Below are 20,462 nucleotides of genomic sequence, written 5' to 3'. Positions count from 1 at the left end.
GAGCCAGGTGAGCCCTAAGACCCGGCGCCGCAAGCAGCTTGGCATCCAAGCTGCTAAACTGATCAAGATGACGCGTATCCGAGAAATCTCGATTTTGACACTTTTTTTAACCGGCCTGTTGCTGTGGATCCCTAGTCTAGACGCGGCGGATACCCCGCAGCCACTGGCCAAAGGGCGCCGCTTTGCGCTCAGTTCCTCCAACTATGCCGGCCCTGCTTCCGGGCACACCACGCTGGATACCCTCAATGAAATCGCACGGGTTCACTATAATGCCGGAGAATACAGGCAATCTGAAATCTATCGCACAAAAGCCTTGTTGCTGGAAGAGCAGGTTTACGGCAAGGACCATCCTGTGGTGGCTGCCTCGCTCAACATCCTGGCGGATCTGTATCAGAAGCAACACCGCCATGAGGATGCTGAACTGCTTTTGGAGAGGGCCATCGGGATCATGGCGCGTTCCTCTGGGCCGGATCACCCGAATGTGGCTGTAAGCTTAGGTCTGTTGGCTGAATGCTATTTGGCTCAAGGAGAATTCCAGGATGCAGAACGCCTTTACGCGAGGATTCTTAAGATCTTTGAAGCGGCCTATGGTGCAGATGATCCGCGGATTGTTACGGTGAAGAATCAACTTGTGATGCGCCAGCGGGCTCTGAGGAATCGGGTTGCTGTCTCGCCTCAGGCTGCGACTCTGACTCAGCGTCTGGGTTCGAAATAGGACCCAAAACTTCCTCCAATAGTCTGAAATAAGCTTCTGCCGAAGGGTGTTTTGCGTCTGCTGCGGAATAAGTCTCGAGCGCGCGGCGTGTGCCTGGTTTGTCGCCATTTGTATAGCAAAGGAGCGCCAGGGAAAAGTGGATACGTGCATTCATGGGGTCCGCGGCAAGGGCCTCGAGCAGGCGGCGTTGGGCCTCATTGAAATTCCCTGTGCGCCGGTATGCTTCACCTGCGTACCAGGGGAGGGCCTGCTTGATGTTCTGCAAGCGTTCTTCGGAGAGTCCGGAATTTCTCATGTAAGGTATCCAAATTTCCAGGCGCTCCTTGGTGACAACATCGGGATCCAGTGCGTGGGCCCGGAGCAGTGCAAAGATTCCGCGTTCGGAATTTTTGTCTGCCCCGTGTGCGGCCGATGTGCCGGCCAGAACCACCGCGCGTTCACGGCGGATTTCTTCCGGTGATCGTTCAGGGGGAAGACTTTTGTCTTGGTACCACTTCTCCTCCAAAACCGGGTTGGAGAAGCTCAGATCGTGCCTCTTAACAGCCCCCAAGACTTGCTCGCAGATCTGCGGGCCCAGGTCCGGCCACCAGTGGCATTCGTCTGAAAGCGATTCCCCGCCAGGAAGGCCTGTGGGCGTGCGGTCCCCGAACCAGTCTTCCAAGTCCACCAGAATCTGGTGTTGCTCCTGTGCAAGGCGCCGGAGCATTTCATTTTTTTCGGGCGTGCAGCGGCCCCGGCTATCCAGGCGCACTGCCTCAATGTAGGAGGAATTGGCTGAGGTTTGGAGTCCGAGCTCTTCCTGACTCCGCGCCAATTGAAAATACCCGTGCGCGCTGTCCGGATATCTCTTCACATAGGCCTCCCAGAGCTTGGAGGCCCTCAGCAACTCGCCTTTTGATTGATAGAGCCATGCTTCAACAAAATCCATCTTGTACAGAGGGAGGTTGCCCCGGGGAGGGCAGTCCCGGAAATTAGTGGGCAAAGTGCATACAGCCATGGGCACACCGCGCAAATAGGCTCCCCGCAACATACGGTTAATATTTCGTTCAAAACTTCTGAGAGTGTTCGGATCGCCGAAATGAGAGGGGAGCTTAAGTTTGGTTTTGAGTTTGAAATACATTTCCTGGGCTGCGGTGTAGGAAGCAAATGTCGAGAGAGCCTTGTTGAGGCGATAAAGAATAAGGTTGAGGCGTACGGGGTTGAAAAATTCATTGTTACCCGAGAACAGAATGATAAGATCCGGTTCGTAATGCAAAAGTTCCTTCTGAACAAGGGATTCGCGGTAACTGTCATAGGAAGTCATTCCGCAGTTAATGATGCGGAATTGCAGGGTAGGGTGCGATTCCTTCAGCAGTTCTTCAAAACGCTTTGTCTCCAGCCAGCGTGCCACGGAGCCGCCCACAACAAATATGCGGCGCTCGTTTTGGGATTTGACGGCGGGAAATGTGCTGGGTACTGAACGCGGGCGTGCATTGCGATAAATCCATTCGCCCTCTGCGTTTTGCTCGCGCACAAAGAAGGGGTTGTGGATCTGCACGTATTGATATTCAAATTGCTCAGAGTCGGGCAGGTTGCGGGCGCGGAAGTTTCCCCAGGTAATCAGACCGGCTAGAAGAGCGAACAGGATTCCCCATCCGGCATAACGCATCAGAGTTCCCTTTCCTTGAGGCGCTCCAAAGCGCGACTCTGGCGGGCCAAGGCATTGCGGTACTCCTCCATCTGTTGTCCGGTGGAATCCGCGGAGAGGCCCAAGGCAGTGCTTGCAGTGTTGAGAATTGTGTTTTGTAATTCCGCAGATGGGAGCAGCAGGCCGTGGCCCATCCGCCGGAAGACGTCTGAGACCGTGCGCGCGGCTTCGGCGCGAACAGCTGTTTGGACACGCTGCTCTATGCTTTGGCCGGATTCCGATGATTCCTGAAGCGGGAGTTCCGCAGTCTTGCATGGGGAGATCCGGCCGCGCAGTTCCTTCTCAATTATGTCAACGGCTTGTTGAGCCATAAGCCGGTAAGTAGTGTATTTGCCTCCGGTGACCCTGAGCCACGCAGGCGCGCTCAGTTGCAGATGGTGGTCGCGGCTCACAAAGGCCGACCGGTTCTGCAGAGATCCCACAAGCGGGCGAACACCGACAAAAGACCCGGCGACATCTTCAAGTCGCACGCTCTCCGGACCCATCTGTCTCTGAACCTCGTTCAAGAGAAATCGTATCTCCCTTTCCTCGGTCTCCAAAGAATCCAAATCCCCTTTGAAGGGGTCTTCTGTGGTTCCGACCAAGGTACCGTCCCGCCAAGGGATCAGAAAAATAACCCGGTGATCACTGCTGAGAAACAGCAATGCGGAATCCGAGATTTGTTTAGACAAAAGGAGGTGGGCTCCCCGCGTGGGTTCGATCTCATTCTTAGTGCTTTGGAGCAAGGCTTGTTCGGTGCGGTCCGACCAGGGGCCGGTGGCGTTGATTACGCAGCGCGTGTGGATTTCGGCCTGTTCCCCGGTCAGACAATCCCTGACCTGGATGCGCCAACCCTTGGTTTCACGGTGTGCCTTGAAGGCCTCCACATGATTGAGCGCCAAGGCACCCTGTCGCAAAGACGAAAGCACATTTTCGAGACAAAGACGGTAGTCGTCCATCTGTGCATCAGCATAAGAAGCGGCCCCGCCAAATCCCTGCCCGGATAGCAGAGGTATTTTTGTGGTTAGCTCGCTTTGACTGAGATGAGGAGGGGAATCAATGCGATTTTGGCCGGCGAGTATTTTGTAAAGCGTGACCCCTGTGCGAACCATCCAGGTGGGACGCCTGAGAGATGGGCCGAGCGGGACGAGAAAGGGCAGCGGGCGGACCAAGTGGGGTGCGATGCGCAGGAGAGTCTGGCGTTCCGCCAGGCATTGGCGCACCAGGCTGAACTGCCCGTGCTCCAAATAGCGCAGCCCGCCGTGAACGAGTTTAGTGGTACGGCAGGAAGTGCCGCTGCCGAAGTCCCCCTTATCCAAGAGCAGGGCCCGGATACTGCGGAGAGAAGCGTCGCGTGCTATTCCCGCTCCGCTGATTCCTCCGCCTACAATCAGAAGGTCGAACCGCATTCCGCATACTTGGGATAATTCCATAACGCAAATAGAATAGCACACTTGCAGGCACCGATCACACGGTGCCTGACACCGGTGCCTGGCACCAGTGCCTGGCACCACGCACGAAAAAATGGGGGTTGACAATTAGTCCTAGATGAGATAAAATCTTAAACAAGATGATATCCCAAATAGAAATCCACAACCGGGTGCAATTCTTTGAGGCCGCGTGCCGTGAACAGGGCTACCCGCTCACACTCCAGCGCAGAACGGTTTTCGAGGAATTGGCAGGCCACACAGACCATCCCACGGCTGAACAGTTGGTGGCGAGCGTTCAGGCTCACTTTCCGGAAATCTCCCGTGCTACGGTCTACCGGGTGTTGGATATTTTGGTGAAAATGGGCGTAGCCCGTAAGATTGCCCACCCGGGGGGCGTGGTGCGATTCGACCCCAATACCCGCAGGCATCATCATCTGGTGTGCACAGCATGTGACAGTGTGCTGGATATTTCAGAGATGGAGTTGGATCTGCCGTCACTGCCTCAGGTTAGTAAGAAGGGTTTTTCGATTTTTGATTACAGTATTTCCTTTATGGGCCTTTGCCCTGATTGCAGGCAAGACCGCAAGTCGAATACAAACAACAAGGCTTAAACCGAGGAGGAAAGTACATGTGTGGAGAGCAAGCAAGAATAGGTCATGAAGTTCCCGATTTCAAAATGGAGATTTATGACCCGAAGAGTGGTAGCTTCGGTGAAATCTCCTTGGAGCAACAAAAGAAAGCCGGCAAGTGGACCATTCTCGTGTTCTATCCTGCGGACTATACTTTTGTTTGCCCGACTGAGTTGGCAGATGTGGCTAGCATCTACGACGAGGCCCAGAAAGCCGGTGCGGAGATCATTTCCGTCTCTACAGACACCAAATTCGTGCACTTGGCTTGGCAGCGTGAGGAGAAATTGCTTGAAAAAGTGAAGTATCCCATGGCTGCTGATCCAACCGGCAATGTTTCACGCCTTTTTGGTGTGTGGGATGAATCCGCGGGATTGGCCTATCGCGGTACCTTTATCATCAGTCCTGAAGGGAAACTCACGGGATCAGAAGTGAATTTCTTCAATGTGGGCCGGAATGCCCAGGAACTCCTGCGCAAGATCAAGGCCAACACGTATTTGGCCAAGCATCCTGAGGAAGCTTGCCCAGCCAATTGGAAAGAAGGCGCAAAGACTCTCAAGCCCGGGGCTGATCTCGTAGGTCGCGTGGCTGCAGCGGTCGCCTAAGACGGAAAGAACGACCAGACTGTGTCGACAAAGGGGACGGTTCTCACGTAACTCATTGCAGCGTAATGAGCAAGCGAGAACCGTCCCTGACCGCATACGCCGGCAGCAGTCGAGTTGTTTTTCCTCATCAGCAAGTCCTTCACGTTCTTGGACTGCTGCCCGGAAATATCCACGCCTGCCTCGGCCATCCGGCTCCGCCAGGAATTCCCTGTACACAGAAAAAAGACGCGTGGTCCTTGCATAAAGGCTGTGGGTGCAGAATATGCTCGTTTGTCGTAAACTATAGCCGATCTTCATGTAAGCATAAATTCTATGGAAATTCTGGACAAAACCATCCAACTCCCATTTTTCTGGAATGAGCTCGCCCAAGCCGAACGCTGCGCTTTGCTCCTGGACTACGACGGTACACTGGCGCCCTTTGTGGTCAAACGCAATGAAGCCAAGCCCTATCCAGGAGTGGCGAAGCTGCTGCGTCCGTTGGTCCAGAGTCCTAAATGCCGCACGGTCCTCGTAAGCGGCCGGCCGGTTTCGGAAGTTATCGCCCTTTTGGGCGTGGTACCTCATCCGGAGATCTGGGGTTGTCACGGTTGGGAGAGGATGTTATCCACCGGCGAACTCCTTCGTCCGAATCTGGATGTGGAAATGCAGTTGGGACTTGGGGAAATGCAGGCCTGGGCCGAGGGGGAGGGCCTGGGCGAGGCTTTGGAAATCAAACCCTATAGTATTGCCTTTCATTGGAGAGGCCGCGAGGGGACCGGTTTTCATCTTCAGATGGATCGAGTCCGGCAGCAGTGTATTGAAGCGGCCAAGAAGTGGCCCCTGGAATTCCACGAATTTGACGGCGGCTTGGAGATCCGGGCTGCAGGGCGCAACAAGGGCACGGCCGTGGAGGCAATCCTGCAGGAGATCGACGGGAAAGATCCGGTGGCCTACCTTGGCGACGACAAGACGGACGAAGATGCCTTTCAAGCTCTGGGTGAACGCGGGCTCTGTGTGTTGGTCCGGCCTGAATTCAGAGAAACCCGGGCGGATTTATGGGTCAAACCGCCGGAAGAGCTGCTGGAATTTTTGGGAAAATGGCTGGAAGCCTGTGAGGCAAAACGATGACAACTTTAGAGAAGCGGCTTGTTGTGGTCTCGAATCGTTTACCGATTGTGGTGACCCGCGAAGGGGAATCCTGGGAGATCCGGTCCGGCTCCGGAGGTTTGGTTACAGCTCTTGTGCCTGTCATGTCCGCAAACCGCGGGCTCTGGATTGGTTGGTCAGGTGTGGAGGAGGAGGGGGCTCCAGTAGAAGCTTTGCTCAAGGAGTACAGCCAGAAACAAACCTACGATATTCGTCCGGTCTTGCTGAGCCCGGATGAGGCCAGCAAATTTTATCGCGGATTTTCCAACGAAACACTTTGGCCTCTCTTTCACGATTTGCTGGGGCAGTGCAAGTTTGAAAGCGACGCCTGGGATGCGTATGTCAATGCCAATCGCCATTTTGCCGAAACGATTGCAGAGTCTCTGAGGCCGGACGATGTGGTCTGGATTCACGATTACCAACTGCTCTTGGTGGGCCGGCAATTGAGACAACTTGGAGTGACGCAGCCTATCGGTTTTTTTCTCCACACTCCGTTTCCTTCCCAGGACTTAATAGCGCGTCTGCCGTGGAAGCGTGAACTGATGAGCGCTCTCTTGGACTATTCCGTGGTCGGCTTCCAGACTCTGAGGGACCGGCGTAACTTCCGGCGTTGTGTGGGCGCCCTGGTTCCGGGATCTGAGATTACACGCAAGGGCAGGCAACGGATTATTCGCCATGCCGGACGCATCACACGGGCTTGGCACAACCCTATCAGTATTGATTTTGCGGAGTTTAATGATGCCGCAGACACACCCAAGATCAAAGAATGGGCGGAAAAGATCCGGCAGGAAGTGAGTGCGAGCAAACTTATTCTGGGTCTTGATCGCCTGGATTACACAAAGGGCATTCCCGAAAGATACCATGCTTTTGAGAAGATGCTCGAACAGCATCCGGAGCTGCACGGTAAAGTGTCCCTCTTGCAAGTGGTTGTGCCCAGCCGTACCCGTGTGCCGGGCTACCAGAATCTAAAGGGTTTGCTGGAGGGTTTGGCCGGGCGCATTAACGGCAGGTTTGCCCGCCACGGCTGGGTGCCTATCCACTACATGTTTCGCGCTTTGGATCGTGAGGAGCTCTTGGCCCATTACCTGGCTTGCGAAGTTTGCCTGGTAACACCGTTGCGCGATGGCATGAATCTCGTGGCCAAGGAATACTGCGCTGCCCGTGTGGATAACCGGGGTGTGCTTGTTTTGAGTGAGTTCACCGGTGCGGCCGATGCTTTGTCTAAGGGTGCGTTGGCGGTCAATCCGTATCACTTGGAGGGTACGGCGGAGGCCTTGTATCAGGCCCTCACTATGGATCCGGAAGAACAATCTAAACGCATGACCCTTTTGCGCTCCGAGATTCGCCGCAACAATGTGCATAAGTGGCTGGTAGGATTCATGGAATCTCTTTACGGCGCCGATGAAGAACCTGCTGCGGAGTAGCCAGGGCGATGAAGCTCGAACAGCTTTACCAATCCAATAAACCCGATATCTCCATTGAACTTTTCCCCCCAAAAACGCCTCAGGGCCTGGAGGCTTTGTGGAAGCAGGTGGATCGTTTGCGTCTTTTTGACCCGGCCTTCTTTTCTGTTACCTATGGCGCTGCGGGGAGCACGCGGGACCTTACGCTGGATCTGGTGGATCAACTGAAGAATCGCCTGGCTTTAGAGACCGTATGTCATCTGACTGTGGTGGGCCAGTCCAAAGAGGAGATTCATTCGAACCTGGAGTTTCTCAGAGACAAGGAGATTCCCAATATCATGGCTTTGCGCGGGGATCCTCCCAAAGGTGAAAAGGAGTTTAGTGCGCATGCGGATGGGTTTCACTATGCTGCGGATTTGGTTGAGGCTGCTGCGAGCTATCATTACTTTTCCATCGCCGTAGCCGGTTTTCCGGAGCTCCACCCGGAGTCCCCGGACCGCCGGAGCGATATTGCCTATCTTAAGAAAAAGGTCGATGCCGGAGCCAGCGTGATTGTGACCCAACTTTTTTTTGATAACGCCCACTTTTATGAATTCCACGATGCCGCGCGCAAGGCCGGCATTAAAGTGCCGATTGTCCCTGGGATTTTGCCCATTCTTTCCCGGGATCAAGTGCAGCGATTCACAGCTATCTGTAAATCCACGATTCCGGACAAGGTCTCAGCCCGGCTCGAGAGACTCAAGGAGGATGAGGCGGCTGCCACGGAATACGGAATCGAACTTGCCACCGAACAGGCGCAAGGTCTCCTCGATTTTGGATGCCCGGGCCTGCATTTCTACTCGTTGAATAAGTCGGGATCTGTTGAAGTTGTGCTGAAGAATCTTGGCCTTGCGGTTTGACTTGCAGGCTGAGTCAGGGACGGTTCTTAGCGTCTGCTGAACTCCACGGGCCGTAAGAACCTCCCTATAAGCTACTTGCGCAGGAAGAGCTCAATTTCCTTGGAATACAGGAATCCCTTCCGGCTCTCCACTTTAAACCCCACATCCTTGACGACTTTGGTGATGAGGAAGGGCGTATAGAGCGTCCAGTGAATGCCGCGCTCCTTTTTGAAGGACAGATTCATCCACTTGTGCCAGAACCAGTCCAGATCGATCACCAAGTTGAGTAGCACGAGAGGGAACCACTGGCAGTTGGGAACTACCAGGCGCATGGTGCCGCCGGGTTCGAGGCAGCGGTAGCATTCCTTGAGGACAAAGTAGGGATTTTTGACGTGTTCCAGGGAGTTGTCACTATTGATAAAACTGAGTTGGTTGTCTGCAAAGGGGACGCCGTCATCGCAGTTGTGCAATAGGTCGGGATTGTATTTGGGATTAACGTCCATCCCAAAGCACTCGGGGTACTTCTGGTCCGGGAGGCCGCAACCGATGTCAATGCGCTTTACATGAGACAGATCAGACATTTGTGGTTCTCTCATTAAGGGACAGATCTCCTTCGGAGATATGTCCCTTGGTCTATCCGCCAGCTAAGCGGCGCGCTCGCGTACTTTCTTCTGGACAGTTTCCTTGCCCAAGAACAACTTGAGATAACTCAGCGTAATTCCGAATAACGACTTAATCATGGGCCAGCTTTTCATTTCCTTGGCAATGCGCAGGAGCGGCTTGGGCCTGAAAAAGAATTCGCGGTTTGCAGTCTTAAGAGCTTGATAAATATCCTCGGGCTTAAGATGACCGTAGTCTACCACAGGAGAATAGTTCTGATCGTAATCTTCCCAGGCCGCTTGTTTGACCAGCCAGCCGTTGGCTTCGGCCTGGCGATGGAATTCCGTCCCGGGATAAGGACTGGCAATGGCGAAATTGGCGATGGTGATCGGCAGTTCCTTGGCCATATCAATGGTGCGCCGGATCGTTTCGTGCGTTTCGCCGGGATTGCCGAACATGAAGTAACCCCACACCTCGATGCCCGCATTGTGAATCATGTGAGCGGCCCGGATATTCTGTTCAACCGTGGCCCGCTTTTGGACATTGTCAAGGATTGTCTGGTCAGCGGTCTCAAAACCCGGCGCGATCATCCAGCATCCGGCCTTCTTCATCATTCCCACCAACTCCTCGTCCACCCGCGCCACATGGGTGTTACAGCACCACTTGATTTTGAGTCCGCTCTCGATAATGAGTTCGCAGAGCCGCATCACCATGCGCCGGTCCGCGGTAAAGGTGTCGTGGTGGAACATCACATGCTTCATACCCAGGTCGTGGAGTTGCTTGACCTCTTTAAAGAGGATTTCAGCGCTGCGGTTGCGCACGCGGCTTTCCCACATGACAGTCTGCCTGCAATAGATACACCGGTAAGGGCAACCGCGGCCTCCCTCAATAAAGACATAGTTGCCGAAAAAGGGCATATAGTATTTGTCCAAGGGAAGCAGCTCATAGGCCGGGGAGGGAAGGGAATCCAGGTCTGCAATAAACGGGCGCTTTCCGTTCCGTACCGGTTCGGTTCCGCGCCGCCAGGCAATGCCTAGAATATGGCCCAAATCCCCGGTTCCTTTTTCAATTTCCAGAATGAGTTCGCGCAGAGCTTCCTCCGCCTCGTTCATCACGCAGTAATCCACGCAGGGGAAGTCCCGGAGAGACTCAAGCGGTTTGTCCGTGATATGGGGGCCGTGGGCAATGGTGATTGAGCCCTGGGCCTTGGCGTAAAAGAAAAGCCGCATGTCGTTATTGAGTGTGGTGGAGATTACATTCGCAACCACGTAGCGGGGTTTGAGGTCCTGGACACGGAGCTCCAGCTCCTCCCAACTCAGACGCGAAGCCACGGAATCAATAATTTGCACGGTGAATCCGGCATCCCGCATGACTGCGGCTTCCCAGGCTAAATTGGTCTGGGGCCAGATCATGTGTTCCCGCGTCTTGCGGCCGGAGCGGTTGATATCACGGATGATCCAGTCCTTGTCCGGCGAGGGCTGGTTCACAAAGAGAATGTCGACCTTGGATGAGTTCATGGATGCTTTCCCAGGGGGTGGGCCCGCCGTAGCGCTAACTGACTAATCTTGTTATACTAAGCACCAATTATACGCGCCCAAGGGCACAGAGTCAATGTTAGTAAGGATATTAATAAACAAATTAACTTCTGTTTCCACTTGAGTTATCCACTTTTATGAAGCGACTCCTCCGTTCATTCCTAATCAGCCTCTTTGCCGTGGGCGCGGCGCTTTGCTTGGGTTTCGGCATTTACCAGCTGACTCAGCTGGCTCGTCTGCCCGAGCAATTTGTGAAGCCGCTGGAGACTCTGGCTCCCTTTGCGGAAGGGGAACAGATGCGCTTCAAGATTTATTGGAAGCGTGTACGCATCGGTTCGGCAGTCATGACCTTTTATCCGAATGTTGATTTTGAGGGACAGAGGCTGCATAAGATCGTGGTCGCGTTGGATACCGCGACCTTCGACGACCGGGAGGAGATCTATCTTTCCCCCGACAATTTCCTGCCTGTAAAGATTTTCCGCGATATCCGCCAGATGGGTGCACGCAAGAAGATTGTTGAGGACTACGATCAGCTGAACAAGCGCGTCACCGTGACCCAGGAGGGCGCGGACCGCGAGCCCACGGTAATCGAGCGGGCAGGTCCCTTGCACAACGTGATCTGTTTGATTTATCTTGTGCGGCAGACCGAGTCTTTTGCTCCGGACTGGAATCTCAATGTGTTTTTGCCGACCGTGGACTTTGACCTGAAATTTTCCGGGTCCGAAAATGTTGAGGTCCCTGCCGGGGACTTTGAGGCCCTGGCCTTTACAGGCAACCCCAACGAGTTTCGCCTTTGGGCAAGCGATGACGCGCGGCGTTTGCCGCTGAAATTCCGTTCCGCAGGACTCCTGAAGTATGAGGCGGTCCTGACGGATTTTGGTCTGGCGACGGATGGAGAGGCTAAAGAATCCGATGGCTGATCTGGCTCCTATCCTGAAAACCATGTCCCGGCTCACTCAAATCAGCGGGCCGCTCATCACCCGGTACTTTCGCCGGCCTATGGAATTCGAAGAAAAACAGGATCAGTCTCCGGTTACCGTCGCTGACCGCGAGGCCGAGGCTGCGATCCGCAAGGTCTTGGAAGAGGAATACCCGGACTGCGGGATCCTGGGGGAAGAGTACGGTCACAGCCGGCCTGACGCTGAACGCCAGTGGATTCTGGATCCCATTGACGGCACCAAGAGTTTTATCAGCGGGACTCCGCTATTCGGCACCTTGATCGGTTATCTGGAGGCGGGAGTGCCCCTGGCCGGTGCCATGCACTTGCCGGTATTGGGCGAGCTCCTTTTGGGTACAGATGAATCGTGTACGCTCAACGGCATTCCGGTCAGAGTGCGTTCTTGTGAACACCTTTCCCGTGCCACTCTTCTGACGACTTCAGTGCGCTCCATTGAGCAGCACAAGGATCCGATAGCCTTTCATTCGCTGGTTCAGCGCGTAAAGCTTTTCCGAGGTTGGGGCGACTGCTTCGGATACTATCTTTTGGCCACGGGATACGCGGATATCATGGTGGATCCCATCGTCAATGCCTGGGATATTCAGCCCTTGATTCCGATTGTGCGCGGTGCGGGCGGTAAGATCACAGACTACGAGGGTGGAGATCCTGTGCAGGCCGACAGTGCCGTAGCTACGGCCGGGGCGATCCATCAGGAAGTGATTGAGATGTTGCGGGGATGACCGCTACGCGAAGCGGTAAGGGAGAGCGGATTCTACGGCTGCGACTTGTTCCTTAGCCTCCAGCAGCTGACTCAGCGGATCCCACTGGCCTCCCGCTAAAGCAGCTCGCGCCGATTCCGGCATATTAAATTGCATTTTCCGTTCGCCGAAACGGACCTCACTTTTCTCCAAATCAATTTCAATTTCCAGCTTGGGATTTGCGTCGACCGCCTGGGCCAGAGCTTCGCGATCTGTAGCGCTCAGGACTGCGCAGGGGATTCCCAAGGTGGTGCAATTCCCGAAAAAGATTTCGGCAAAGGATTCGGCAAGGACCGCACGCAGCCCAAAGTGGTACAGGGACTGCGGAGCGTGCTCTCGCGAAGAGCCGCAGCCAAAATTCTTGCCGGAAATCAAGATAGAGGCCCCTTTGTGGGAGGGAGCATCCAGCGGGTGTCCTTTGGAGTTGCCGTCCTCATCAAAGCGCGCGTCATAGAACGCGTACTCGCCGAGCCCGTCAAAGGTCACGCATTTCATGAAACGGGCCGGAATAATGCGGTCCGTATCCAGGTCATCGCCGGGCACATAAACCCCGGTGCCTCTTAGTTGTTTGATTTTTGCCAATGCCATATTTCTTTACTCCGTCCCAAAGACTTCACGTGCGTCTGCGACTTCACCGCGAATCGCCGCGGCGGCCACCATTACGGGGCTCATCAAGAGAGTGCGTCCCGAGGGGCTGCCCTGGCGCCCCTTGAAGTTTCGATTACTGGAGGAAGCGCAGATCTGATCGCCGATGAGCTTGTCCGGGTTCATTGCCAGGCACATCGAACAGCCGGGCTCTCGCCATTCAAATCCGGCCTCTGTGAAAATCTTGTCCAGCCCTTCTTCTTCGGCCTGCTGGGCCACACTCATGGACCCGGGCACAACCAACGCCTTCACACCCTGGAGAACTTTGTGGCCCTGCACATGCTTGGCAACCTCGCGGAGGTCGGAAATACGGCCGTTCGTGCAGCTGCCGATAAAGGCCACATTGATCGGTGTACCCTCAATCGGCGCTCCGGGTTTGAGCTTCATGTATTCCAGAGCCTCTGCTATTGAGGCGCGTTCTGCTTCGGGCGCAGAGTTCACGCTGGGCACGTTCTCCTTAACCGAAATGGCCTGGCCGGGATTGATGCCCCAAGTCACGGTGGGCGGAATCTCTTCACCGCGGATTTCCAAGACATCGTCGTATACGGCATCCGGATCTGATGCAATGCTCTTCCAATAGGAGAGTGCTTTGTCCCAGGCCGCGCCCTTGGGAGCGTAGCGCCGGCCCTTCAGATATTCAAAGGTGGTTTCATCCGGGTTGACGTAGCCTACGCGCGCGCCTCCCTCAATAGACATATTGCATAAGGTCATGCGCTCTTCCATGCTCATGTTTTCGATCACGTTCCCGCCGTATTCATAGGCATGTCCCAACCCGCCATTCACCCCCAGAATGCGGATAATATGCAGGATGACATCTTTGGCGTAAACTCCGGGCTTCAAGGAACCTGTGACATTGATCCGCCGCACCTTGAGTTTGCCCATGCGCAGGGTTTGGGTGGCCAGCACATCGCGCACCTGGCTGGTGCCGATCCCCATGGCAATGGCCCCGAAGGCTCCATGTGTGGCTGTGTGGGAATCCCCGCAAACCGCTGTTACACCCGGCTGGGTCAGACCCAACTCAGGTCCCACCACATGCACAATGCCTTGGAGCCCGCTGGACACATCAAAATAGGTGATGCCGTGCTCGGCGCAATTCTTCTTGAGGGCCACAATCATGTTTTCGGCCAGGGCGTCTTGAAAGGGGCGTTCCAGGGTATCGGTGGGGATGATGTGGTCCACCGTGGCAAAGGTGCGCTCCGGAAAAGCCACGGGCAGATCCAGTTGACGCAGCATGCCAAAGGCCTGGGGACTGGTGACCTCGTGAATGAGGTGCAGCCCGATGAAGAGCTGGGTTTGCCCGTCAGGCATTTCGCGGACTGTGTGGGCATTCCAAACTTTGTTAAAGAGACTTTCACCCATGAGGATTGCTCCGTGCTCCAGGAATTCTGAACTTAAAGAGCTAAAAGGATATCATAACCGGGCGCTTTGCGGTAGAATACCGGATTTGAGCCGTCCTTATGAGATAAATCATAAAAATTTTGCCTTCCGTTTACATCAAAGGAGAATTTTATGAACGCAAACAAGAATTCCCCGGTGAGTGAGAATATCAGCTGGCACCACGGGAATCTCACCACAGAACAGAGGCTTGAAAAACTGGGCCAGCGGGGTGCGGTGGTCTGGTTCACGGGGCTGTCCGGGTCGGGCAAGTCCACGGTGGCCCGCGAGGTGGAGCTGGCTTTAGTGGAGAACGGCATCAACGCCTTTGTGCTGGATGGCGACAATATCCGGCATGGTCTCAACAGCAACCTGGGTTTTTCGCCTGAGGACCGCACGGAAAATATCCGCCGCATCGGGGAGGTGGCCAAGCTTTTTGCTCAATCCAATGTGGTGGTGCTTACGGCTTTTATCTCTCCGTATAGAGAAGACCGGGACCAGGTGCGGGCGCTCCTTCCTGCTGGAGATTTCTTGGAGGTATTTTGTGACGCGTCTTTGGAGGTTTGCGAGGAACGGGATCCCAAAGGTTTGTACAAGAAGGCGCGCGCGGGAGAGATCCCGCAGTTTACGGGTATTTCAGCGCCCTATGAGGAGCCTGAGAGCGCCGAGCTTGTTTTGGACAGCGGTAAAGAGAGTTTGGAGCAGAGCACGCGCCGTGTCATTGAGTTGCTTGCTGAGCGCGGTATTATCTAAACAATGGAAGTGACCCCGACTTTACTCAAGCAAATCGAATCCAAAGCCGCTCCCGAAGACCTCCTTGTTGAGGTCTTCGGGCTCTTGGGCGATCGTGCGGCCCTCGGCACCAGCGGCCAACTGGCCGGAAGCGCCATCCTGGATATGGCCGTGGGAGCCGGCTTGCATCCCCGCGTCTACACCCTGGATACCGGCCGCCTTTTCCCCGAAACCCTCGAGTATTTTCAGACCCTGGAAAAGAGATACGGGCTCCGGATCGAGCGTTTCACTCCGAATAAAGCTAATCTGGATCAGATGATTGCCCGGCACGGAGAAAATCTCTTCTTTGATTCCAAAGAAAAGCAGGAACTCTGTTGCCGTTTGCGCAAGGTGGAACCCAATCTAGAGGCTTTGGCGACCCTCGATGCCTGGGTTACGGGTTTGCGGGCAGATCAGTCGGAGCACCGTGCCGGGGTCAGGCGCTTGGAAATGATTTCATTGGATTTTCCAGAGGGCAGCCGTTCTTTGCTCAAAGTGTGTCCTTTGGCCGATTGGACCGAGGCTCAGGTTCGGGCCTATCTCGAAGAACACAATGTGCCTTTGCATCCCTTACTCGAGTGGGAGCAGAACGGTTGGCGTTATGAATCCCTGGGCTGTGTGATTTGTACGACACCCATCGGCCCGGGGGAGCCGCGCCGCGCCGGGCGTTGGCGTTGGTTTAATCAAAGCGTTGCGGACGACAAGAAGGAATGCGGACTGCACCTGCCTTACCCGGAGCCCGGGGCTTCATGAGTCCCTCGGAATTTTCAGAACCCTACCAATCCTTTGTCCGTGTGGCGAGCCGGCTCTCTCTTAAAGCCGGACGCCGAATCATGGAACTCCTCGAAGACCTTCCGGAAAAACAAATCAAAGCTGATCGCTCGCCTGTGACTGTGGCGGATTTTGCCGCGGATCAGATTTTGCGGGATGGTTTGAGTGCGGCTTTTCCCGATCACCGGGTGCTTACCGAGGAATCCGGGTTGGCCGGGCCCGAAGGGTCCAGGTATATTTGGGTGGTCGATCCTTTGGATGGAACGCGTGCCTATGCGCGGGGAGAGCACGGTTTTAGCGTGATGGTGGGGTTGCTCGAAAACGGCGTCCCGGTCCTGGGTGTGGTGTTTGATCCCGTAGAGCAGTGCCTTTACCAAGCTGTCAAAGGCCAGGGTTGTGATGCGATACAAAACGGAGAGCGCCGTAAGATTAGAGTGACGGACCGGAGCGAATGGGACACCATGCGTTTGGTCGTGTCCACAGGCTTCCCTGAGGCCTTGTTGGAAAGCGTGGTAGGGGAGATGGGTTTTGAGGTCCTGCCTCCGATCAACAGCGTGGGGATTAAGGTGGCTTTGCTGGCAACCCAGAAAGGTGAGCTTTATCTCAATCATCACGGAGTGCACTACTGGGACACTTGCGCGCCTCTGGTTTTGATGCAGGAGGCGGGCGGGGAGTTCACCTCCTACGACGGCAGTGCCTTGGATTTTTCTATGAATGGGGTCTATAATCACGCCCATCCCACGTTTGCGAGCAATGGCCCGCGTCATGCGGATTTTGTGGAATACCTGAAGTCCAAGGTCGAGCTCCGGGACGGCCGACTCCACCTGAAGACACATTAACCAGGGACGGTTCTCAATTACTCTTTGCAGTACTTGAAGTTACGCGAGAACCGTCCCCATTGGAACGACTGGCCCCCCATGTTGCTTTACGGCAAGAACCCCATCCTCGAACGCATTCGAGCCAATCCTCAATCCCTCCAAGAAATTTATGTGCGAGCCGGGGCTAAGTTGCCGGAGCTTTTAAAAGCGGCACAGGACCAAGGGCTCCGGATTTCCGAACTTCCTGTCAGGGAGTTTGAGAAGCTGGAGGCGGGTGTGCATTCCCAGGGTGTGCTTGCCCAAGTGGCCTCCTTCAAGTACGCGGATTATGAGGCGCTGCTCAACGCGGATCCTAAACTCTGTCTCGTGTTTTTGGACCGGATCACGGATCCGCAAAACTTGGGCGCGATTCTGCGCACAACAGCGTGCTTCGGGGGTTTTGCCGTGGTCTTACCCAAGCACGATTCAGTGGAAGTCACCGAGGCGGTTTTGCGGGTGGCCAATGGCGGGGAGAACTATGTGCCTGTGGCGCTTGTGACCAATTTGGTGCAAAGCGTGGAACTGGCAAAGAAGGCCGGGTACTGGATCGGCGGCGCTGCGACAGCCGGCGGGCAGAGCCTGGACCAAACAGGGATTCTCTCACCCGCGGCCATCGTGTTTGGCTCGGAAGGCCGGGGCATTCGTCCGGGTCTGGAAAAGCATTTGGACTATTGCTTCAGCATCCCCATGGCAGGGGCAGGGCTTTCCTTGAATGTGGCGGTGGCTGCGGCCATCGTCTGTTATGAAGTCTGCAGGCAACTGGGCAGAAGGGACGGTTCTCACGGAACTTAATGCAGTGCAATGGGTTGGCGAGAACCGTCCCTGCTTCGGGCTAGACTCGGTAAACTCAGGACGATAAAGAAGGTACTCGCAATGAACACAGACTCCTTACTCAATTTTTTCGCAGAAGCCGGTGCGCTCAAGAATGTTCGCCGCAGCGGCTGGTGGCTTTTGGGCATCAAAGACGGCGAAAGTGTGGCCGAGCATTCGTTCCGCACTGCGCTTATCGGCTTTGTGCTGGCAAAACTCGAGGGCGTTGAGCTCTTGCCTACGGTGATGATGTGTTTAACCAATGATTTACACGAATCCCGCATCAATGATTTACACAAGGTGGGCCACCGTTATATTGATTTCAAGTCTGCGGAGCGCGCGGCAGCCAAAGAGCAGCGCGAACTCCTCCCCGAAGATCTTGCCTCAGACTTTGAAACCTGGGAAAAGAACCTGCAGGAACAAAATAGCCCCGAGGCGGTCGTGGCCCGGGACGCTGATCTTCTGGAATGCATGCTGCAGGGCAAGGAGTATGTGGATCGCGGTTACAAGAAGGCCGACGAGTGGATGCTGCGTCCCTATGCGCTGCTCAAGACCGAATCAGCCAAGAAGCTCGGCCGCGCCCTCCGGGATTGGGACAGCCAGACCTGGTGGCAGCACCTCAAGAAACTGGAAAGATAGCCCGCCCGGCGAGTCTGCTGTGCTCTCTACCAACTCCAGTACTTATCCCACTCTTTGTTGTAAGGTTCCGGATACGGATCGTCCTCAGTGGACACCAGGGACTCTTCATTTCCGGTCTTGGGCACTTTTTTGACCTCAGGCGGAGGGGCGATGACCGCTTCCTCTCCATCAGCAGAGAGCAACAAGGAGGGTTGGGAGCGGTCCTGCACGGATTTTGCCTCGAGCAAGTCGTAAATACGGATCTGTTCGGCGATTTCGGCTCGAAGCGCTTTCATCTTGTCTTCTTCATTCCAAAGTTGATATTCGGTGAGCCTGCGGTCAATGGTCCCAAAGGCCGCAAAGTGGGCTGTGTTTTGGGTCAGCAGCTCCTGGTATTCGGCCTCCTTGTATTCCAGATAAACAGAAGGGTGTACGAGGCCTTTTCCCGGCACAAAGTAGGTTTTCTTCGCTTCCTTAAGTTTGGAGGTATCGATGACCAAAGTAATGCCCGCTGCCGGGGCATCTGTTTTGGCGGATTCACCGGACTCGCCGGCTTCGCCGGGCTCAGTAGTTTTGCTCGGTTCGATTAACTCACCCGGTTCATTGCTGCGCAGGCTGCCCGCATGGGCAAGGGCAGTCAGAAGGAGGCTCGGGATCAGAATCCATAGCAGTGTAGGTAACTTCATTCACCTGTCCTGTGCCGCAGGCTCCAAATTTTGCTCAGGGCAATTGCAGTACAAATCAAGTATAGGGGATAAACCTGCAGGATGTAACGCGGGTACTCGAAGGCGCGCCAGCCCAAGCTAAAGGTAATCGGAAAGAGCGACAGGAGAATCGCCGCAGGCAGGAGGCGTCTCTGCGGGCTGAGAAGGCAGAGTCCCAGCCCCCAGAGCCCCAGGAGATTGAAAAACAGATGCAGGAGCTTGGGCCAAAGGATGGCGAATCGCCGGAGTGGGCTCGGCTGAACCTGCCAACGGAATAAATCGCTTTGCGTGATGGAAATCCCTTGGAGCAAAGTGCTCAGCAAAAATCCCTTGGCCGTATATTCGAGGACCGTGGGCAGACGGTGCATTCCGAAGACATAGTCTTTGTAGGAAATTTCTCTAGAGGGATCCTCCTCGATGCTCTTCTCGTAGTCGCTATAAGAGGTTTCAAGCATCTCCAAAGGCGCGTTCTTCATCTTGATTTGTCTGGAGAACGGCCAGCGCTGCGCGCCGCTAAGCTCCCACTTCACCATGGCATACACATATTTGGCGGGCACCCCGCTGTTGTTCCGGGAAAGACCTAAGGCAAGCGGGCTCAGGAGCAGTCCCGTCACTGCCGCGCTTCCGGTAAAGAAAAGAACAGCCTTGCGCCAAGAGATTTCCCTCCAGAGCCCCAGTGCGGTGGTGCCCAGGCTTGCAGGCAAGTTAGAAAACAGGGCGAGAGACGAGAGTGCGTTCCAGGCCCCGGCGCCGGCAACTCTTCTGAATCGGGCCGGCCCGGGAGCGCTCAGGATCCAGACCAGCCCCAGGGTGAGCAGGGTTAACAGCTCCAGCCGGTTTCCGCGCCCGCTTTCATAAATCAGAGTGGGGTTGAGCGCCACCACAGCGGTAATGATTGCGGCCCAGGTTCTGCCGAGAAAGCGCCGGGCCAGGGGATAGCTCAACACAATCACACCCAGGGACAGCAATGCGGAGACAAGGCGGATATGTGTTTCGGAACTTCCCGAGACCAGAAAGAAAAGATGGCAAATTAAAGGGAATAGCGGTTCGCGATACCCGAAGCTGTTTGAAAAGAATCCCGCGCCGGAACTGAAGAGGTCCATCCGGTCCGCGAACTGCTTCCATTTCCACGGATCTGTTTCCAGACCCAAGAAGATCAGGTGGGTGAGATTTTGGTAGCGCAAAAGCAAACCGATCCACAGAATGAGGCCGAGTTCCCAGGGTACGCGCCGCGCCCATACGGGTGAGAGCAGCCAAGGCAGGGCCAGCAAAGCGGCTGTGCTGAGGGCGACTCTCCAAAGTGAGGGAGTCACAAAGGCTGAGCCAAGCACGCTGGAAGCTTGCACGCTTTGGATTTCCAGCCAGTTCAGAGTCAGCAGGGTTTGACCGGTATTGTTAGACGCCCGGAATTCCAACTGGAGTTCGCCGTCCAGCGCTTTGGGCAGTTTGATCAGGAAGTCGCGCTTGTCCAGCCAGCGTGTGCGTGAGTCCAAAGGCACCCGGGTTCCATGGGCAATCAGATCCCATTGGCCCTCCAGATTGGGAACCAAGCCCCCGCCTGCGTAGGAGCGGCCGGATACAAAGAGGTTTTCGTCTTCCTTTACATGGATTCGGTATACGAGGCGGCCTTGGGT

21 protein-coding genes are annotated in these 20,462 nt (G+C 55.2%); 13 read left to right on the top strand and 8 right to left on the bottom strand.

Translation table 11 applies throughout. The features are described 5' to 3' along the window. Positions 1-7 precede the first annotated feature (7 nt). Positions 8-715 carry a tetratricopeptide repeat protein gene (locus tag JW937_04595; GenBank protein MBN1586690.1) on the top strand — a complete coding sequence of 236 codons (708 nt, stop codon included), beginning with the start codon at positions 8-10 and terminating at the stop codon, positions 713-715. Here the strand turns inward: JW937_04595 and JW937_04590 are convergent. Continuing rightward, positions 612-2,363: a tetratricopeptide repeat protein gene (locus JW937_04590; protein ID MBN1586689.1), complete on the bottom strand. Its 1,752-nt coding sequence runs from the start codon at positions 2,361-2,363 to the stop codon at positions 612-614. The genes JW937_04595 and JW937_04590 overlap by 104 nt on opposite strands. Then, positions 2,363-3,790 (bottom strand): glycerol-3-phosphate dehydrogenase/oxidase, encoded by a 1,428-nt coding sequence (locus JW937_04585; protein MBN1586688.1) that lies wholly within the window; start codon positions 3,788-3,790, stop codon positions 2,363-2,365. The genes JW937_04590 and JW937_04585 overlap by 1 nt, the downstream gene beginning before the upstream one ends. A gap of 161 nt (positions 3,791-3,951) precedes the next feature. Here JW937_04585 and JW937_04580 point away from each other — a divergent pair, with 161 nt between their 5' ends. The 5 genes from JW937_04580 (at position 3,952) to metF (ending at position 8,469) form a co-directional block, all read left to right on the top strand. Next, positions 3,952-4,422, top strand: a complete 471-nt coding sequence (locus JW937_04580; GenBank protein ID MBN1586687.1) for a transcriptional repressor — start codon at positions 3,952-3,954, stop codon at positions 4,420-4,422. A 17-nt stretch (positions 4,423-4,439) separates the two neighbouring features. Then, positions 4,440-5,042 carry a redoxin domain-containing protein gene (locus JW937_04575; GenBank protein ID MBN1586686.1) on the top strand — a complete coding sequence of 201 codons (603 nt, stop codon included), beginning with the start codon at positions 4,440-4,442 and terminating at the stop codon, positions 5,040-5,042. A gap of 312 nt (positions 5,043-5,354) precedes the next feature. Further along, positions 5,355-6,149 (top strand): trehalose-phosphatase, encoded by a 795-nt coding sequence (otsB, locus tag JW937_04570; GenBank protein ID MBN1586685.1) that lies wholly within the window; start codon positions 5,355-5,357, stop codon positions 6,147-6,149. Further along, positions 6,146-7,591, top strand: coding sequence for a trehalose-6-phosphate synthase (locus JW937_04565; protein ID MBN1586684.1), 1,446 nt, complete (start codon positions 6,146-6,148; stop codon positions 7,589-7,591). The genes otsB and JW937_04565 overlap by 4 nt, the downstream gene beginning before the upstream one ends. 8 nt (positions 7,592-7,599) lie before the next feature. Next, the gene (gene metF / locus JW937_04560; protein ID MBN1586683.1) at positions 7,600-8,469 is read left to right on the top strand and encodes a methylenetetrahydrofolate reductase [NAD(P)H]; all 870 of its coding nucleotides are present in this window, start codon (positions 7,600-7,602) and stop codon (positions 8,467-8,469) included. A gap of 71 nt (positions 8,470-8,540) precedes the next feature. On the opposite strand, the gene JW937_04555 is transcribed toward metF, so the two are convergent. After that, positions 8,541-9,044: a methyltransferase domain-containing protein gene (locus JW937_04555; protein ID MBN1586682.1), complete on the bottom strand. Its 504-nt coding sequence runs from the start codon at positions 9,042-9,044 to the stop codon at positions 8,541-8,543. A 48-nt stretch (positions 9,045-9,092) separates the two neighbouring features. After that, complete coding sequence (locus JW937_04550) at positions 9,093-10,565, bottom strand: radical SAM protein (protein ID MBN1586681.1); 1,473 nt, start codon at positions 10,563-10,565, stop codon at positions 9,093-9,095. A gap of 155 nt (positions 10,566-10,720) precedes the next feature. On the opposite strand from JW937_04550, the gene JW937_04545 reads away from it, so the two are divergent. Together JW937_04545 and hisN are read left to right on the top strand one after the other, a co-directional pair. Continuing rightward, a complete protein-coding gene (locus tag JW937_04545; protein MBN1586680.1) occupies positions 10,721-11,503 on the top strand; it encodes a DUF3108 domain-containing protein in 783 nt (260 codons plus the stop codon). Beyond that, positions 11,496-12,260 carry a histidinol-phosphatase gene (hisN, locus tag JW937_04540; protein ID MBN1586679.1) on the top strand — a complete coding sequence of 255 codons (765 nt, stop codon included), beginning with the start codon at positions 11,496-11,498 and terminating at the stop codon, positions 12,258-12,260. Before JW937_04545 ends, hisN begins: the two co-directional genes overlap by 8 nt. Positions 12,261-12,263: 3 nt before the next feature. Here hisN and leuD read toward each other — a convergent pair whose 3' ends face one another. Together leuD and leuC are read right to left on the bottom strand one after the other, a co-directional pair. After that, a complete protein-coding gene (leuD, locus tag JW937_04535; GenBank protein MBN1586678.1) occupies positions 12,264-12,866 on the bottom strand; it encodes a 3-isopropylmalate dehydratase small subunit in 603 nt (200 codons plus the stop codon). A gap of 6 nt (positions 12,867-12,872) precedes the next feature. Beyond that, positions 12,873-14,282, bottom strand: coding sequence for a 3-isopropylmalate dehydratase large subunit (gene leuC / locus JW937_04530; protein MBN1586677.1), 1,410 nt, complete (start codon positions 14,280-14,282; stop codon positions 12,873-12,875). Positions 14,283-14,432: 150 nt separating this feature from the next. Here leuC and cysC point away from each other — a divergent pair, with 150 nt between their 5' ends. The 5 genes from cysC (at position 14,433) to JW937_04505 (ending at position 18,145) form a co-directional block, all read left to right on the top strand. Next, positions 14,433-15,050 carry an adenylyl-sulfate kinase gene (gene cysC / locus JW937_04525; GenBank protein MBN1586676.1) on the top strand — a complete coding sequence of 206 codons (618 nt, stop codon included), beginning with the start codon at positions 14,433-14,435 and terminating at the stop codon, positions 15,048-15,050. A 9-nt stretch (positions 15,051-15,059) separates the two neighbouring features. Next, positions 15,060-15,821 carry a phosphoadenylyl-sulfate reductase gene (locus JW937_04520; protein ID MBN1586675.1) on the top strand — a complete coding sequence of 254 codons (762 nt, stop codon included), beginning with the start codon at positions 15,060-15,062 and terminating at the stop codon, positions 15,819-15,821. Continuing rightward, positions 15,818-16,678 carry a 3'(2'),5'-bisphosphate nucleotidase CysQ gene (locus JW937_04515; protein MBN1586674.1) on the top strand — a complete coding sequence of 287 codons (861 nt, stop codon included), beginning with the start codon at positions 15,818-15,820 and terminating at the stop codon, positions 16,676-16,678. The genes JW937_04520 and JW937_04515 overlap by 4 nt, the downstream gene beginning before the upstream one ends. A gap of 24 nt (positions 16,679-16,702) precedes the next feature. After that, the gene (gene rlmB / locus JW937_04510) at positions 16,703-17,488 is read left to right on the top strand and encodes a 23S rRNA (guanosine(2251)-2'-O)-methyltransferase RlmB (protein ID MBN1586673.1); all 786 of its coding nucleotides are present in this window, start codon (positions 16,703-16,705) and stop codon (positions 17,486-17,488) included. An 81-nt stretch (positions 17,489-17,569) separates the two neighbouring features. Beyond that, the gene (locus JW937_04505; GenBank protein MBN1586672.1) at positions 17,570-18,145 is read left to right on the top strand and encodes an HD domain-containing protein; all 576 of its coding nucleotides are present in this window, start codon (positions 17,570-17,572) and stop codon (positions 18,143-18,145) included. Positions 18,146-18,171: 26 nt separating this feature from the next. Here the strand turns inward: JW937_04505 and JW937_04500 are convergent, their stop codons facing one another. Next, on the bottom strand, positions 18,172-18,810 hold the full coding sequence (locus JW937_04500; GenBank protein MBN1586671.1) for a hypothetical protein: 639 nt from the start codon (positions 18,808-18,810) through the stop codon (positions 18,172-18,174). Then, a partial coding sequence (locus JW937_04495; protein ID MBN1586670.1) for a glycosyltransferase family 39 protein occupies positions 18,807-20,462 on the bottom strand: 1,656 nt, incomplete at its 5' end. The genes JW937_04500 and JW937_04495, both read right to left, overlap by 4 nt.

This window comes from Candidatus Omnitrophota bacterium (assembly GCA_016929445.1).
Lineage (GTDB): Bacteria > Omnitrophota > Gorgyraeia > JAFGIU01 > JAFGIU01 > JAFGIU01.
The sequence above is the reverse complement of the archived record's forward strand: the minus strand, read 5'-3'. Positions and strand labels throughout refer to the sequence as shown.